This window comes from Microbacterium sp. zg.B48 (genome assembly GCF_024623505.1).
Classification (GTDB): Bacteria; Actinomycetota; Actinomycetes; order Actinomycetales; family Microbacteriaceae; genus Microbacterium.
This window is the reverse complement of the sequence record NZ_JANJFE010000020.1, coordinates 123,205-138,732: the sequence shown is the minus strand read 5'-3', so window position 1 is coordinate 138,732 and position 15,528 is coordinate 123,205. Positions and strand designations below refer to the sequence as shown.

The window sequence follows — 15,528 nt, the reverse complement described above, 5'->3', positions numbered from 1 at the left end:
ACGTGCGGGACTGGATCCACGCCGATGACCACTCCTCCGCCGTGCTGACCATCCTCGAGAAGGGCAGCATCGGGGAGACCTACCTGATCGGCGCCGACGGGGAACGCAACAACAAGGACGTCATCGAGCTGATCCTCACCCTGATGGGCCAGCCCGCCGACGCGTACGACCACGTCACCGACCGGGCCGGACACGACCTGCGCTACGCGATCGACTCCACCAAACTCCGCACCGAACTGGGCTGGACCCCCGCGTACGGGGACTTCGAGGCCGGACTGGCCGCCACCATCGCCTGGTACCGCGACAACGAACCTTGGTGGGCCGCCACCAAAGACGGCGTCGAAGCCTTTTACGCCAGCAAAGGCCAGTGACCGTGACGCAGTTCGGCAAGGCCCTGACCCGCACCGACACCCCCATCCCCGGGCTGGTGGTGTTCGACCTGCCCGTGCACGGGGATGCCCGTGGCTGGTTCAAGGAGAACTGGCAGCGCGAGAAGATGACGGCGCTCGGGCTGCCGGATTTCGGCCCCGTGCAGAACAACATCTCCTTCAACGACGAAATCGGCACGACCCGGGGCATCCACGCCGAGCCCTGGGACAAGTGGGTCTCCGTGGCGACCGGCCGCATCTTCGGCGCATGGGTCGACCTGCGGGAAGGCCCCACGTTCGGTGCCGTCTTCACCACCGAGCTGGACCCGTCCCGGGCCATCTTCGTCCCCCGTGGCGTGGGCAACTCGTACCAGACCCTCGAGCCGGATACCGCCTACACCTACCTGGTCAACGACCACTGGTCCCCGGACGCCGAGTACTCCTTCCTGAACCTGGCCGACGAGACCGCGAGGATCGACTGGCCCATCCCGCTCGCGGATGTCGAAATCTCCCCCAAAGACCTCGCTCATCCTCGACTGTCGGAGGTGACCCCGGTCCCACCGCGCCGGATCCTGGTCCTGGGCGCGTCCGGCCAGCTCGGCCTCGCCCTCCGCGAGGAGTTCGGCGCCGCGTCGCACGTGGAGTATGCCACCCGCGCGCAACTGGACGTGACCGCACCTGACCTGGCCTCCGCCCGCCGCTGGCGCGACTACGACACCATCGTCAACGCCGCCGCCTACACAGCGGTGGACCTGGCCGAGACCGCAGACGGACGCCGCGCCGCCTGGGCAGCCAACAGCACCGCCGTCTCCGCGCTCGCGGCCGTCGCCGCCGCGCACGGCATCACGCTGGTCCACGTCTCCAGCGACTATGTCTTCGACGGCACGTCCGAGCGCCCCTATCGCGAGGACGACCCGCTCTGCCCCCTCGGGGTGTATGGGCAGACCAAGGCCGCGGGAGACGCGGCGGTCGCCGTCGTCCCCCGTCACTACATCGTCCGCACCTCCTGGGTCATCGGTGAGGGCAAGAACTTCGTCCGCACCATGGCATCCCTGGCAGAACGCGGCATCGACCCGAACGTCGTCGACGACCAGGTCGGACGCCTCACCTTCACCGCCGACCTCGCCCGCGGCATCCACCACCTGCTCGATACCCGCCCCGGCTACGGAACGTACAGCCTCACCGGAGCCGGCGAACCGATGACCTGGGCCGACATCGCACGACACGTCTTCCGACTCACCGGCAACGACCCCGCCCGAGTCACCGGCGTGAGCACCGACGAGTACTACGCCTCGGCGACCGGCCCGACCGCCCCACGACCGCGCTACAGCGTGCTGGAAACGTCGAAACTCGAGGCGACCGGGTTCCAGACGGCGGATGCCGCGGACTCGCTCAGCGCGTACCTCTCGTCCTGACCGACTCCGACGACGATCCGAGGCGTGCCCGCCCACCGTGCGGGGTCTGTCACGTTGCGTCCGTCCACGAGAAGTCGGATGCCGGGGAGGTCGACCGGGGCGAGCGACCGATAGTCGGAGTGGTCGGTGTGCAGGATCGCCAGATCCACGGGGTCCCCGAGGCTGTGAGGCGTGAAGCCGAGTTCGTCCAGCTCATGATCGTCGTACAGCGGATCGTGAACGCGCACGATGGCCCCGCGAGCCCGCAGCGCCGCGACTGTCGGGAATACCCCAGAGAACGCCGTCTCTTTCACGCCGCCCCGAAACGAGACGCCGAGCACGACGGCTGTCAGACCGGAGAGATCACCGAGGACGTCCGCAGCCTGAGCGACGAGGCGCGCCGGCATCGCGGCGTTCAGAAGGCGGGCGGATCGAATGATGTCTGCATCAGGGTCGGTCGCGAGGTACAGGCGCGGGTAAACGGGAATGCAGTGCCCCCCGACGGAGATGCCGGGGCGGTGGATGTGGCTGTACGGCTGGGAGTTGCAGGCTTCGATGACCTGGTAAATGTCGACCCCGTTCTCTCCGGCGAAGAGGGCGAACTGGTTCGCGAGTCCGATGTTGACGTCACGATAGGTCGTCTCCGCCAGCTTGGCCATCTCGGCGGCCTCCGTGGATCCCAGGTCCCAGACTCCGTTGGGACGCGTCAGATCGCCGCGATCATCGAACTCGAGCACCGCTTCATAGAACGCGCGCGCTGCGGCGCTGCCGGCCGGCGAGAGACCTCCGATCAGCTTGGGATACCTCCGCAAGTCCGTGAAAACGCGGCCCGTCAGCACGCGCTCAGGCGAGAACGCGAGGTGGAAGTCCTCGCCCTCCATCAGCCCTGAGCCGTCTTCGAGCATGGGCTTCCAGCGTCCGCGGGTGGTGCCCACCGGAAGCGTGGTCTCGTAGGACACGAGCGTCCCAGGGCTGAGGTGCATCCCGATGGATTCGGTGGCTGCGTCCATCCGCGCGAAATCGGGCTCCCAGGTCACGTCGTCCACGACGAGCGGTACGACGACGACGACGACGTCCGAGCTCGGAACCGCATCGGCGAAGTCCGTGGTCGCGCGCAGCGTCCCTGCCCGCACTACTCGCTCCAGCGCCTGATCCAACCCGGCCTCGTACGGATACGACCGCGACAGGGCGTTGACAGCATCCACCGTCGCGGGATTCAGGTCGACACCCACGACTTCGTGGCCGGACGAGGCGAACTGGACGGCAAGCGGAAGCCCGATCTTCCCGAGCGCCACGACAGCGATTCGCATCCGGCAAGTCTACGGTGCGCGTCGTCGGCCGCGGGGGCGGCGGGGCGGAGCATGCACTCGCCGTACAATCGATACCCGTGGACTCGGCAATCAATCTCAGAGACGCCGCGCACGCGCCACGTCTCGACGCGATCACCGGGCTTCGGTGGTGGGCGGCGTTCGCCGTATTCGGCTTCCACATCGTCGTGTTCGCGCCCCTCGCGCCTGCTGTGAACTCGTTCCTGGCTTTCGGGGACTACGGCGTGGCGTTCTTCTTCATCCTGTCCGGATTCGTCCTCACCTACTCGCTGCGGCCGGGTACAGCGAAGTCCACGTTCTACTGGCGCCGTTTCGCGCGGATCTACCCTCTGCACTTCGTGACGCTGCTGCTGGCCATTCCGGTCTTCTACAGCTTCGCTCCGGCCCCTCAGGACTGGTGGGTGAGGCCGTTCAGCGTCGGCGCCCTGCTCCTGTCGGTCTTCCTCCTCCAGGGCTGGTCGAGGGATCCTGCCATCCTCTTCTCCGGGAATCCGGCTGCCTGGACGCTCACGGTGGAGGCCTTCTTCTACGCGCTGCACCCGTTCTTCGCCGCTGTGCTCACGCGCATGGGGCGTCGCGGAGCTCTCGTCTCGGCGGCGGTGGTGGCCGTGGTGACGATCGCCATCCGAGTCCTGATCCAGCTGAGTCCCGCCGGGTGGGTGGCGACGCTGCCGTTGCCGATCCTGCGCCTGAACGAATTTGTCCTCGGCATGTGCCTGGCGTGGGCCTTCCGCCTGGGCTGGCGGGCAGGAGTGCACCCCTGGCTGCCTGCCGCCGGCATCGGCGTGGTGGCCATCGGCTACGTGCTGACGGAGCGGTTCGCTGCAGGATCGCTGCTGCTGACCGTCTTCGCGATGCTGCTGCCGGCGCTGATGACGCTGCTCTTCGCCGCCCTCATCGTGACGACATCCGCCGCTGAGGTTGCCGGTCGGGTTCGATGGATGAGATGGCGCCCGCTCGTCCTGCTCGGCGAGTGGTCATTCGCCTTCTACTTGATCCACGCCACCGTGATCTACGCGGCCCTGAACATCTTCGGACTCCAGCCCGCGCGGTGGATGAACCTCCTGTGGTTTGCTGCGCTGCTGATCGTTGCGATCACCTGCGCCGCAGCCCTGCACATCTGGCTCGAACGGCCCGTGGAATCGAAGCTGCGCGCCGCAGAAGTGGGACGGCGGATGCGACGCGAGTCGCGGAGGCAGGCCAAGCCGCCGGCACCACTGGCTGTCACGCTCCCCGACGAAGCGACGCGATGACGCGCTCGGCGGCGTGACCGTCGCCGTAGGGCGCCGCTCCCGACTCCCGCGGCCGGGTGCGAAGCACCGCGGCGGCGATGTCCTCGGGTGCAGGAGCAAGGACGTTCCACCCGAGATCGATGGTCTCCACCCACTCGGTTTCCGATCGGACCGTGGTGCACGGCACTCCGAGCAGGAACGCCTCTTTCTGAAGGCCGCCCGAGTCCGTGACGACGCCGGCGCTGCCGAGGACCGCCGCAATCAGCTCGGCGTATCCCAGGGGGGCATGCGCGACAAGGACCCCCTCGGTCAGGCCCAGCCCCGCCGTGACCGCTCGCGCGACGAGCCTCGGATGCGCGAGAAGGATAACCGGCCGATCCAGCGCCGCCAGCGCCGAAACGATGGCCCGGAGCCTGTGCGGGTCATCGGTGTTCTCCGCCCGGTGGATGGTGGCCAGGTAGTAGGCACCGACCGCCAGACCGAGTTCCTCTGCCAGATCGCCGACCTGGTCGTTGACACCGGCACGCACCGTCAGGAGCACGTCGGTCATGACATCGCCCACCAGTACCGATCGGCCGGCCAGGCCCTCTGCTCCGAGATGCTGCATCGCGGTCTCGGTCGGAGCGAGCAGAAGATCAGCGGCATGATCCGTCAGGACGCGATTGTGCTCCTCCGGCATCCGTCGATTGAAGGATCGCAGCCCGGCTTCCAGATGCGCCACCGGAACGTGCTGCTTCACCGCACTCACGGCTGCCGCGAGCGTGGAATTGGTGTCCCCGTACACCAGGACCCAGTCGGGGCGGTACTGGTCGATGACCCCGTCCAACGCCGCCAGCATCGCGCCGGTCTGAACGCCGTGGGAGCCCGAGCCGACACCGAGGTGCACATCGGGCGCGGGGATGCCGAGTCCCTCGAAGAAGACGTCAGAGAGCATCGCGTCGTAGTGCTGACCGGTGTGCACGATCACATGGTCTACACCGTCCGTCCGAGCCGCCCGCGCCACCGGCGCGAGCTTCACGAACTGCGGGCGGGCGCCGACGACGCTGAGCACCTTCACAGGGGCGAGTCTATAGCGACGCGCGAGACAGTGGCCGACTGGCGGACGTCGCGTCGATTACGGCGCGTGCGGCATGAACTTGCTCGCCGCGCCTTCCACCACTCGAGCCGGCACGCCCTTCAACACGCTGTAGGGCGGCGCGACCGTGTGCTCCCGCACGACGGCTCCCGCGGCGACCACGCTGTGATCCCCGATCGATGCGCCCATCAGGATGACGGCATTGGCGCCGACGTGTACGTGCGCGCCGATCGTGGTCGCGGCACGTTCTGTACCGCTGGCTCGTTCGCTCACACACCTCGCCACTGTCGAGTGCGAGTAGATCTGCGCGCCTGACGAGATCTCGCAGCCGTCCCCGATCGTCAGGCCGCCGCTGCCGTCGATCACCGTGAAGGCACCGATCCATACGCCATCGCCGATGAGCGGCTCGCCCACGATCCACGCATGAGGGTTGAAGCGGTTGGGCGGCACGCCGTGCCACGCGGTCGCATCGGCCGGGGTGTTGCCTTCCACGGACGTGTATCCTCCGCTCCGCACAGTTCGATGCGCATAGGATGGTCGGCGTCTGTCGCACCTCCCGTGACCTTCGAGAACTCTACGCGTTTGGACTCGTCCCATGTCAGTCAGGTCGAAGTCGATCTTGGTCACCGGCGGCGCCGGATTCATCGGCAGTCATTTGGTTGACCGGCTGTTGGCGGATGGCCCCGCGCGGGTCACCGTCGTGGACAACTTCTTTCTGGGCAGCATGGACAATCTGACCGATGCTCGGCGCGCCCGCCCAGACCTCGACGTGATACGCCTCGACGCCGCAGATCTGGCCGCGATGCAGGATGTCGTCGTTGCGCACGAGGTCGAGACGGTCTTCGACCTCGCGGTCATTCCGCTGCCGACCTCGCTCACCTACCCCGCCTGGACGGTGCAGACGAACGTCGGAATCGCCACGGCGTTCTGCGAAATCGCCCGGCGGGGTCTGGTGGAGCGGGTCGTCCACGTCTCGAGCTCGGAGGCATACGGGTCGGCTCGGTACATCCCGATGGACGAAGGCCACCCGCACGATGCCATCACCCCGTATGCGGCGAGCAAGTCCGCCGCCGACCACATCATCGAGTCGTACGTGCAGACCTTCAACATCGATGCGACGGTGATCCGACCGTTCAACAACATCGGTCCCCGCCAGAATCCCGGGTCCTACGCGGGGATCGTGCCCATCATCGTGCGGCGCGTGCTCGACGGCGCCCCGATCGAGATCTACGGGGACGGCGAACAGACGCGGGACTTCATCTTCGTGAAGGACACCGCCGACCTGATCGCGCAGATACATGACTCGGCCGCGTGCCGAGGACAGGTGCTGAACGTCGCGACCGGCGTGGAGACATCCGTCAACGAACTCGTTCGGAGGATCCTGGCGATCATGGGTGCCTCGGATCATCCGGTGTTCCACTCTGAGCAGCGGGCGGGCGACGTCCGACGCCACCTCGCCGATGTCTCGAAGCTTCAGGGGATCCTCGGACACGAGGCACCGACCCTCTCGGACGACGCGCTGGCCCAGACGATCGACTGGTACACCTCGGTTCTTGCATGAGACTCAACATTCCGCTCACCGGCGCTGCAGAGGTCGACGCTGTGCGCGCCGTACTCGAATCCGGCTACCTCACGCAGGGCGCCCGCACCGCCGAATTCGAGCTTGCGGTCAAGGAGTACGTCGGCACGCGGCACGCCGCGGCAGTGAGCTCCGCGACGACTGGGCTGCATCTCACTCTCGTGGCTCTGGGCGTCAGTGCCGGCGATGAGGTCATCATCCCGGGCTTCAGCTTCCCAGCGACCGCAAACGCCGTCATCCAGCAGTCCGCGGTTCCGATCTTCGTGGACATCGTCGAGGACACCTTCAACCTCGATCCGGCTCTGGTGGAAGCTGCGATCACGCCGCGCACCCGGGCGATCATGCCGGTGCACGCCTTCGGGCTCTGCGCCGAGATGTCGCCCATCAACGACATCGCAGCCAGATACGGGCTGCCGGTCATCGAGGATGCCGCATGTGCGCTGGGCGGCACCTACCACGGCCGTCAGGCCGGTTCCCTGGCCACCGCGGGCGTGTTCTCCTTCCATCCGCGCAAGATCATCACGACCGCGGAAGGGGGGATGATCATGACGGACGACGATGAGCTCGCGGCACGCATCGCGGTGCTCCGCGCGCACGGTGCGACGCGTGGGGAGCTCTACATGGAGTTCATCGACGCGGGCTTCAACTATCGGCTCAGTGACGTGCATTCGGCGATCGGCCTGGCGCAGATGCAGCGCATCGACGAGATCGTCTCGGGACGTCGCCGCGCAGCCGCCGCACTGACCGACCGGCTCTCAAATTTGGAGGGCGTGCGCACTCCCTGTTCGGCCGCCGGAACGGAGCACACCTTCCAGTCGTACGTCGTGATGCTTGATGACTCGATCGATCGGGATGCTGTGATCCGATCGATGCGCGCACGGGATGTCGAGACCACGCTCGGAACCTACGGGATGCACCTGCAGCCGTACTTCCGGGATCGCTTCGACATCCGCGACGAGGCGCTGCCCCACACGACCCGGGCCCATCACCAGGCGCTGACCCTGCCGCTGTACCCGCAGCTCACGCCGGACGATCTGGATCTGATCGCCCTCGCGCTGGGTGAGAGCGTCGCGGAGAGCGAGCGAGTGGTATGACCGCACCCGACGTCACGATCGTCGACTACGGAGTCGGCAACCTCGGCTCTCTCCGTAACGCGCTTGCGAAGGTGGGGCGGTCGGCCGAGGTGTCTGGCGACCCTGCCACCATCGCCGCTGCGCGACGCATCATCCTCCCCGGAGTGGGTGCCTTCGACCGTGCCGTCGAACAGCTGCGCGTTCGCAACCTGAGTGACGTGATCGTCCGGGCGGCACGCGATCGCGGAGTGCCGCTGGCAGGAGTCTGCCTCGGAATGCAGTTGCTCATGGACGGCAGCGACGAAGGGGTCCTCCCCGGTCTCGGACTCGTCTCCGGGCGGGCTCGGCGATTCCCCGATGTCGTCGACGGCCGCCGCCTCCTCATCCCCCACATGGGCTGGAGCACCGTCTCATCCGCCAAGCCATCTCGGCTTGCCCCGTCGCTGACCGACGGAGGCCGCTACTATTTCGTACACTCCTTCGCTGTCGAGCCCGATCGGGAGGAGGACGTGCTGACATGGACCGACTACGGGACGCGGTTCGCATCGACGGTCGAGCGCGACAACGTCATCGGGATTCAGTTCCATCCCGAAAAGAGCCATCGCTTCGGTCTGGCGATCCTGCGAGAGTTCGCGGAGGTGGAGCTCTGATGCATGTCTATCCCCGCATCATCCCGGTGCTGCTGCTCGAGGGCGAGCGCCTGGTGAAGACGCGCGAGTTCGGCGACGCACGCTACGTGGGCGATCCGGTGAACGTGATCAGCATCTTCAACGATCTCGAAGTCGACGAACTGATGATCCTGGACATATCCGGCGCCCGCAGCCGCGTCCCGTCGTCGATGGAGCTGCTGCGTCGCATCTCCTCGGAGGCGTTCATCCCGCTGGCATATGGCGGGGGCGTCGAGACCGTGGAGCACGCCGAACGGATCATCTCCGCCGGTTTCGAGAAGATCGTCGTCAACACCGCCCTCACGCGCGACCCCGATGCGGTGCGTGAGATGGTCAGCGCGCTGGGATCCCAGGCGATCGTCGGTGCCGTTGATGTTCGGCTTACGGCGACGGGCTACGTGCCTTACGACAAAGCCGGCACCGTCCGTGCCGGCCTGGACCTCAGCGAATGGGTCGCGCGGGCTCACGAGGTCGGTGTCGGCGAGATTATGGTCACCGCGATCGACAGAGAGGGCACCCGCCAGGGCATCGATCTGGAACTGGTGCGCGACGTCGTCGAGTCCTCCACGGTGCCTGTGATCGCGCATGGTGGAGCGGGCACGCGCGAAGACCTGGTTGCCCCGATCGAGCACTCCGGCGCATCGGCGGTGGCAGCCGGCTCCGCCTTCGTCATGCAGGCCGGTCGCGACAGCGTGCTCATCAACTACCCCACGCGGCCGCAGATCGATACCCTGTTCGCTCACCTGGCCGAGGGCCGGAACGACCAGGCCGCGTCTGCCGCACTCACCCATGACATCGACATCGAGGCAGCGGAGGATTTCCTGAGCTCACCCCGTGTCTGCGCCCGGTGCATCATCACGTCGGACGTGCCCGGGGCTGCATTCGACCCCCAGGGCGTCTGCTACTACTGCCATCTGCATGATTCGCTCGATCGGCAGTACCCCATCGGGCCCGAGAGCGAGCGGGCGCTGGACCGGTTCGTGGGCGAACTGAAAGCTGCCGGCGATGGCAAGCAATACGACTGCATCATGGGCGTCAGCGGCGGAACCGATTCGTCATACCTGGCACATCTGCTCGTCTCGAAGGGCGTCCGCCCGCTGGCAGTCCACTTCGACAACACGTGGAACTCCCCCACCGCGACATCGAACATCTTCGCGGTGCTCGAGAAGCTCGGTGTCGAACTGGAGACGTACGTCGTGGACAACGCGGAGTACGACGACATCTACCGGTCGTTCATGCTCGCCGGAGTCAAGGACATCGAAGCGCCCACCGATATCGGCTTCATGGGCGTGCTGTACCGAGCCGCCGAGAAGCACGGCATTCGCCACATCGTCGAAGGACACTCGTTCCGCACCGAGGGAATCTCGCCGATGGGCTGGCTGTACATGGACGGCGGCTACATCAAGGGAGTGCACCGCAAGTTCGGCAGGCTTCCGATGAAGACCTTCCCCAATCTCGACTTCGGGAAGTTCGTCCGGTGGTCCGCGTTCAGCCGCATCCAGCGCACTCGCCCGCTGTACTGGATCGACTACAACAAGGAGGACGCGAAGAAGTTCCTCGCGGAACAGTTCGGGTGGAAATGGTACGGCGGCCATCATCTCGAGAACCGTTTCACCGCCTTCTATCACACCTACTTCCTGCCGACGCGGTTCGGAATCAACTTCCGGCAGATCGAGCTTTCCGCACTGGTGCGCTCCGGTCAGATGGACCGCCGCGTCGCGGCCGCCCAGTTCATCGAGCCGCGGTTCGGTGACCCCGAGCTCATCGCCATGGTCAAGAAGAGGCTCGGCTTCACCGACGCGGAGTTCGAGCATGTGATGACGATGCCGCGGAAGGACTACACCGACTACTCGACGTACAAGCGGCGTTTCGAGTTGCTCCGCCCGTTCTTCTGGCTGATGTGGAAGCTCAACCGCGTCCCGAAGAGCTTCTATGTGAAATTCTGCGTACCGCGGCGGGCGGCGTGAGCTCGAGCGTCATCTTCACGCGTCAAAGAGTGATTCTGCGCGTCGCCTTCTGGTTACTCAAACCGTTCGCCTTTTTCACACGCCGCCTGGACTGGGTGGTGGGCCCCGAGGACATCGCGCTGATGGCCACCCACATAGCCGCTGCGCTTCCGCGCTCCTACACGGCGATCCACGCGCGCAATCCGTTCTATGCCGTCGAGTACGACGCGGTGATCCAGAAACCGAGCACGGCGCTGGGCGGCAGAATCTCGGTCTGGCGTCGGCTGTACGGCGGCCCGCTTCTGCTCGCGTGGTTGGTCAATCGCTCGCGGGGCTTCATCTACGTGGGCGGCGGAGCGTATCTGGAGGGTCACCACGACGAGCGCGAATTCGAGTTCGCGTTCATCCGCAGGCACGGCCGACGCCTTGTCTGCTATTTCACCGGCAATGACATCCGCTCCCCGAAGCTCATGGCGCAGCGAGCCGAACGCACCGGTCGCCCGAACATCGGCACTGCCCTCATGGCAGCCGACCCCGTTTTCGCCAGCGATGAGTACGACGACGCGCGCAGACTCCGCGCGCAGGTCGCGGAGAGATACGCCGAGACGATCTTCACCGCCCGGGAGGATCAGCTTTCGTACCTCACCCGTCCGACACGCCCGTTCCTGTACTTCTACCCCGATGAGCTGTTCGCCGCGGCGTCGGACAAGTTCGACTCCACGGAGAGGGTCGTGGTTGTTCACGCGCCCTCGAATCCGCTTCTGAAGGGGACCGATGCCGTCCGCCAGGTCATGGCGCGCATCATGCAGGAGAATCCGGGGGTGGACTACCGGGAGTTGATCGGTGTGCCTCATGAGAAGGTCCTGCGCGCTCTGGATGAGGCGCACATCGCCCTCAACGAGTTCTACTCCTCGATGCCAGGGGTCTTCGGCGTGGAAGCGATGGCGCGTCGCTGCGTTCTCGTGACGAGTGCGCGCGTCGCGGACGAGCCGGACCTGGGGTCGGAAGCGGCCGACGCGTGGGTGGTCGCGGATGTGGGAACACTTCACGACGTCGTCACCGGCATCCTCAGCCATCCGGAGCGTATGGCCCCGCAGGCCGAGAGCGGGTACGAATGGGCCCGTCTGCACGCGTCCGCCTCGGCGTGCAGCCGTGTCATCGCCGAAATTCTGGGTCCGCCGGCCGCCTCTGCAAAGGCCTAGTTCACCGCCACCAAGCGCGCGATCGCCGCTCGCCAGATCTCCACCTGCGCCTGCGCCGAGAGTTCTGGCGCCGCCCGATCGGCCGCAGCCTTCCACGCGCGAACGTCGGCGGCAGTGAGGGCATCGAGCACCCTCGTGAGTGACTGCGGGTCGAAATCGTCGGTGACGGGCCCCAGCCCGAAGCGGCGCACGTACTCGGCCATCTCCGGAGTCGGGCCGACGATGATTCCGAGACGTGCTTGGACGTAGTCGAAGAGCTTGTTCGGAAGGGCCCAGGTGTTGTTGAAGTTCGTCGGGGCCAGCACGTGAATGCCGACATCGAAACGGCACAGCGTCTCGGCCAGGAGGCTGTAGGGGACCGGGTCGTTGACTCGAACCCGGCCGCCGGAGGCTGCGGCCGCTTCACGCAGCTGAGCGAGGTACGCGGGCTGATTCGGGGTGAGGTACATGTCCAGAGTCACGGGAGCGCTCGAGGCGGTCACGGCCGTGATCAGATCGTGAAGCCGCCGGTCCTGCAGTGCAGCCCCGGAGTGCACGAGGCGGATCGTGTCCCCGACCGGGGTCGGGGACACGTCCAGGTACGGCGCGGCGTTGGTCACGAGCTCCGCATGGAAGCCGAAGTTGCGTTCGTACTCACGGGACAGACCTCTGCTGACCGTCGTCCACGATGACGCCCGGGAGACATAGGTCGAACAGACCCAGTCGACGTAGGGAGTGATCCGCTCACGCCACCCCTCCCAGTCCTCGTGCAGAAGCGGGGAGTACTCGTGCAGATCGGCATGCACTCCCTTCCGAGGTTTGAGGCGGAGTGCGAGGGGGACAGCTTCGACGTCGTTGGCCAGCACGAGGTCCCAGGACCGTGGACGCAGGTGCTTCTTCGCCCACTCCACCGACCACAACCTCCAATAGGCGCGACGGTATGCCTTCCGCGTGACGTAGCGATCGTCCAGGACGTTGTGCAGGATGTCATCAGGTATCTGCACGTGTCCGGCGACACCATGGGGCGCAGGCCCGTACCCGCACGTCGTGACGGTGTACTCGTTGCTGAACGCGTCGACCTGCTTCAGTACGCGGGCGTCTCCTGCGATCGGCGAGAACGACAGGATGAGCAGAGTGGGTTTCAAGCGGTCACTTCCCGTTCGGTTTCGGCGCGCGCCTGCCATGGTACGCGGCACAGTGCCGCCGCAGCCGCCTTCGGCGGGCTCGGTGAGGCACCTCGATAGACTGGTGGTCATGACAGACGCCCCACTCGAGGAGCAAAGGGCGTGGTGAATCGGCACGCGCTGCCTCGTTGGGGCAATGCTCTGATCGACGCGATCGCGGACGCGCCGATGAGTCCGCTAGGTCGCCTCGCTGCGAAACGGATGGGGCGCCCTGCCCCCCGCGGCAGCATCCCTTCGACGGTCTTCGCCGACCGGCCCCGCCGCGTGCTGATCGCACCGGTGAATTACTCGGCTCAGGGTGTGGCGTGGGCGCGCGCCCTGGAGCAGGCCGACGACACGATTTCCGCCCGGAACATGGCTGTCGATGTGCCCGGCGGCTTCTCCTTCGATGCTGACCTCGTCGTGCCCGTCGGCACGTACCACAACGACCCCGATTGGCAGCGTCGTCAGTTCGAGGCGGCGTGCACGGCGACGCATGTGCTCATCGAAGCGGAGGAACCCCCATTCGGTCGGATGCTGGGAAGATCGGTCGCCGCCCAGGCCAGCGCGCTTGTGGACCGTGGGGTGGATGTCGCCTTCCTGGCCCACGGCACGGACGTGCGTCTCCCGTCGCGACACATGGCCGACAATGAGTGGTCGCACTACGCCGACCCTGCGGTGTACGCACCCCGAGCCGAGACCCTCGCCGCGCGCAACATCGCCCTCCTGGAGACCAGCGGACGACGCGTGTTCGTCTCGACGCCGGACTTGCTGGCGGATGTGCCGTCAGCCGCGTGGTGCCCCGTCGTCGTGGATCCAGCGCGGTGGGCGACGGTGCGCGCGCAGCGAGAGCCCGGCCGCCCGCTGCGCGTCGTGCACGCCCCCTCGCACGATGCCGTCAAGGGCACCGAACTCATCCTGTCCACGCTCGAGCGGCTCGAGGATGCCGGCCTCATTGAGCTCGAACTGGTCCGCGGAGTCCCGTCCGCGCTGATGCCCGAAGTGTTCGCAAGGGCGGACGTGGTGCTCGACCAGTTCCGAGTCGGCTCGTACGGAGTGGCGGCGTGCGAGGCGCTCGCGGCCGGATGCGTCGTCATCGGCAGCCTTTCGGACGCGGTGCGTGACGAGATCCGGACTCGCACAGGTCGTGACGTCCCCATTCGCCAAGCGAGCCCCGCCACGCTCGAAGCGGTCCTCCGCGACCTTACGGTCGACACCCGCATCGCACGGATCCGCGACGCCGGAGTGGACTTCGTTCGACATGTCCATGACGGAACGATGTCGGCGCACGCGCTGATCAGCAACTGGATCGAGCCGCACCCGTCATCGCCCGCAGAGGAGCACGCACATGCATCCGATAGTTGAGCGCGCCTGGAAGATCGTTCCCAAGCCGCTGCAGGACGCCATCGCGTCCGGCATCGACAGAGCGCGCGGCGTCACCCCTCCCCCACCACCCGAGCCGGACCTGAGCAAGAAGTACCGCCTGCTCGTGGGCCCCGTCAACTACGCTGGGCAAGGTTATCGCTGGTCCAGAGCTCTCGAGGAGTCCGGCGAGGTGTCGGCCCGCAACTTCGTGCACACCGAGAACAACGTCCTGCAGTACGACGCCGATTACCTCGTGACGTGGCGCACGGCGGAGCATTCACGGGCCTGGCAACGCGCCATGGTCGAGGCGATCGCCCGCGACTACACGCACGTTCTCATCGAGGCCTGCTATCCGGTCCTTGGCGGACTGCACAGTGGCGACCTGCGCAAGCAGGTGGCCCTCATGCAGAGCTCCGGAGTGCGCGTGGGAATCGTTGGGCACGGCACGGACGTTCGTCTGCCATCCACGCATATGGCCGCCGATCCCTGGTCGTACTTCCACAACGACGTCTGGGTTCCGGCGGACCTGCTGGAGCCGGTCGTCGCCGAGAACCTGAAGTTCATCGGCGAAGTGGATGTTCCCACCTTCGTCTCCACTGCCGGGCTGCTCATCGACGTGCCGAACGCTCATTTCCTCGGGGTGATCGTGGACCCCCGCAAGTGGGCGAATGACGAGCCGCTCCTGGTGCGCGAGCGCGTCAAGGTCGTGCACGCCCCGACGAACCCGAATCTCAAGGGCACGATCGACATCGCGCCCGTCGCCCGCCGTCTTCACGAGGAAGGCCTGATCGAATACGTCGAGATCACCGGCATTCCGAACGATCGGATGCCCGCCGTGTTCGCCGACGCGGACGTCGTGCTGGACCAATTCCGCACTGGCGACTACGGCGTTGGCGCATGCGAGACGATGGCGTCCGGGCGCATCGTGCTCGCCCACGTGAGCGAGCAGGTGCGCCGCGAGGTCGAGCGCCACGCGCAGATGCCGCTTCCGATTCCGGAGACGACCATCGACACCGTGGAGGAGATGCTGCGCGACATCGCCGCACGTCGGGAGCACTATCGCGCGCTCGCGGCCACCGGCCCCGAATTCGTCCGCCGTCTGCACAACGGGGACTTCTCCCGATCGGTGCTCATGAAGCACTTCATCGAGGCCTGA

Annotated in this window: 14 protein-coding genes; 10 read left to right on the top strand and 4 right to left on the bottom strand. The window is 66.5% G+C overall.

The window, feature by feature from the left end; genetic code table 11:
- Together NQ152_RS16695 and rfbD are read left to right on the top strand one after the other, a co-directional pair.
- On the top strand, positions 1 to 371 hold a 371-nt coding region (locus tag NQ152_RS16695; protein WP_257523513.1), incomplete at its 5' end, for a GDP-mannose 4,6-dehydratase.
- Entirely contained in the window at positions 368 to 1,783 is a 1,416-nt protein-coding gene (gene rfbD / locus NQ152_RS16690; RefSeq protein ID WP_257524783.1) for a dTDP-4-dehydrorhamnose reductase, read from the top strand. The genes NQ152_RS16695 and rfbD, both read left to right, overlap by 4 nt.
- Here rfbD and NQ152_RS16685 read toward each other — a convergent pair.
- A complete protein-coding gene (locus NQ152_RS16685) occupies positions 1,693 to 3,072 on the bottom strand; it encodes a nucleotide sugar dehydrogenase (protein WP_257524782.1) in 1,380 nt (459 codons plus the stop codon). The two genes, rfbD and NQ152_RS16685, sit on opposite strands and share 91 nt — an antisense overlap.
- A 77-nt stretch (positions 3,073 to 3,149) precedes the next feature.
- Between NQ152_RS16685 and NQ152_RS16680 the strand changes: the two genes are divergently transcribed.
- A complete protein-coding gene (locus tag NQ152_RS16680) occupies positions 3,150 to 4,343 on the top strand; it encodes an acyltransferase (RefSeq protein ID WP_257502922.1) in 1,194 nt (397 codons plus the stop codon).
- Here the strand turns inward: NQ152_RS16680 and wecB are convergent.
- Both wecB and NQ152_RS16670 read right to left on the bottom strand, forming a co-directional pair.
- Positions 4,315 to 5,379 (bottom strand): non-hydrolyzing UDP-N-acetylglucosamine 2-epimerase, encoded by a 1,065-nt coding sequence (wecB, locus tag NQ152_RS16675; RefSeq protein ID WP_257524781.1) that lies wholly within the window; start codon positions 5,377 to 5,379, stop codon positions 4,315 to 4,317. The genes NQ152_RS16680 and wecB overlap by 29 nt on opposite strands.
- Positions 5,380 to 5,436: 57 nt before the next feature.
- The gene (locus tag NQ152_RS16670; RefSeq protein WP_257502924.1) at positions 5,437 to 5,889 is read right to left on the bottom strand and encodes an acyltransferase; all 453 of its coding nucleotides are present in this window, start codon (positions 5,887 to 5,889) and stop codon (positions 5,437 to 5,439) included.
- A gap of 103 nt (positions 5,890 to 5,992) precedes the next feature.
- On the opposite strand from NQ152_RS16670, the gene NQ152_RS16665 reads away from it, so the two are divergent.
- The 5 genes from NQ152_RS16665 to NQ152_RS16645 are packed head-to-tail and all read left to right on the top strand — an operon-like array spanning position 5,993 to position 11,865.
- Complete coding sequence (locus NQ152_RS16665; RefSeq protein WP_257502925.1) at positions 5,993 to 6,958, top strand: dTDP-glucose 4,6-dehydratase; 966 nt, start codon at positions 5,993 to 5,995, stop codon at positions 6,956 to 6,958.
- On the top strand, positions 6,955 to 8,070 hold the full coding sequence (locus NQ152_RS16660) for a DegT/DnrJ/EryC1/StrS aminotransferase family protein (protein ID WP_257502926.1): 1,116 nt from the start codon (positions 6,955 to 6,957) through the stop codon (positions 8,068 to 8,070). Before NQ152_RS16665 ends, NQ152_RS16660 begins: the two co-directional genes overlap by 4 nt.
- On the top strand, positions 8,067 to 8,699 hold the full coding sequence (gene hisH, locus NQ152_RS16655) for an imidazole glycerol phosphate synthase subunit HisH (RefSeq protein WP_257502927.1): 633 nt from the start codon (positions 8,067 to 8,069) through the stop codon (positions 8,697 to 8,699). Before NQ152_RS16660 ends, hisH begins: the two co-directional genes overlap by 4 nt.
- The gene (locus NQ152_RS16650; RefSeq protein ID WP_257502928.1) at positions 8,699 to 10,684 is read left to right on the top strand and encodes an N-acetyl sugar amidotransferase; all 1,986 of its coding nucleotides are present in this window, start codon (positions 8,699 to 8,701) and stop codon (positions 10,682 to 10,684) included. Before hisH ends, NQ152_RS16650 begins: the two co-directional genes overlap by 1 nt.
- Complete coding sequence (locus tag NQ152_RS16645; protein ID WP_257524780.1) at positions 10,681 to 11,865, top strand: hypothetical protein; 1,185 nt, start codon at positions 10,681 to 10,683, stop codon at positions 11,863 to 11,865. The genes NQ152_RS16650 and NQ152_RS16645 overlap by 4 nt, the downstream gene beginning before the upstream one ends.
- Here the strand turns inward: NQ152_RS16645 and NQ152_RS16640 are convergent.
- A complete protein-coding gene (locus NQ152_RS16640) occupies positions 11,862 to 12,989 on the bottom strand; it encodes a glycosyltransferase family 1 protein (RefSeq protein WP_257524779.1) in 1,128 nt (375 codons plus the stop codon). The genes NQ152_RS16645 and NQ152_RS16640 overlap by 4 nt on opposite strands.
- A gap of 141 nt (positions 12,990 to 13,130) precedes the next feature.
- On the opposite strand from NQ152_RS16640, the gene NQ152_RS16635 reads away from it, so the two are divergent.
- Together NQ152_RS16635 and NQ152_RS16630 are read left to right on the top strand one after the other, a co-directional pair.
- A complete protein-coding gene (locus tag NQ152_RS16635; RefSeq protein ID WP_257524778.1) occupies positions 13,131 to 14,372 on the top strand; it encodes a hypothetical protein in 1,242 nt (413 codons plus the stop codon).
- Positions 14,356 to 15,528, top strand: a complete 1,173-nt coding sequence (locus NQ152_RS16630) for a hypothetical protein (protein WP_257524777.1) — start codon at positions 14,356 to 14,358, stop codon at positions 15,526 to 15,528. Before NQ152_RS16635 ends, NQ152_RS16630 begins: the two co-directional genes overlap by 17 nt.

What these genes read in the sequence shown, in the direction of transcription:
- NQ152_RS16685 (WP_257524782.1), bottom strand. Translation starts at nt 3,072, where the DNA reads ATGCGAATCGCTGTCGTGGCGCTCGGGAAGATCGGGCTTCCGCTTGCC.
- NQ152_RS16630 (WP_257524777.1), top strand. Translation starts at nt 14,356, where the DNA reads ATGCATCCGATAGTTGAGCGCGCCTGGAAGATCGTTCCCAAGCCGCTG.
- NQ152_RS16650 (WP_257502928.1), top strand. Translation starts at nt 8,699, where the DNA reads ATGCATGTCTATCCCCGCATCATCCCGGTGCTGCTGCTCGAGGGCGAG.
- NQ152_RS16665 (WP_257502925.1), top strand. Translation starts at nt 5,993, where the DNA reads ATGTCAGTCAGGTCGAAGTCGATCTTGGTCACCGGCGGCGCCGGATTC.
- hisH (WP_257502927.1), top strand. Translation starts at nt 8,067, where the DNA reads ATGACCGCACCCGACGTCACGATCGTCGACTACGGAGTCGGCAACCTC.
- NQ152_RS16660 (WP_257502926.1), top strand. Translation starts at nt 6,955, where the DNA reads ATGAGACTCAACATTCCGCTCACCGGCGCTGCAGAGGTCGACGCTGTG.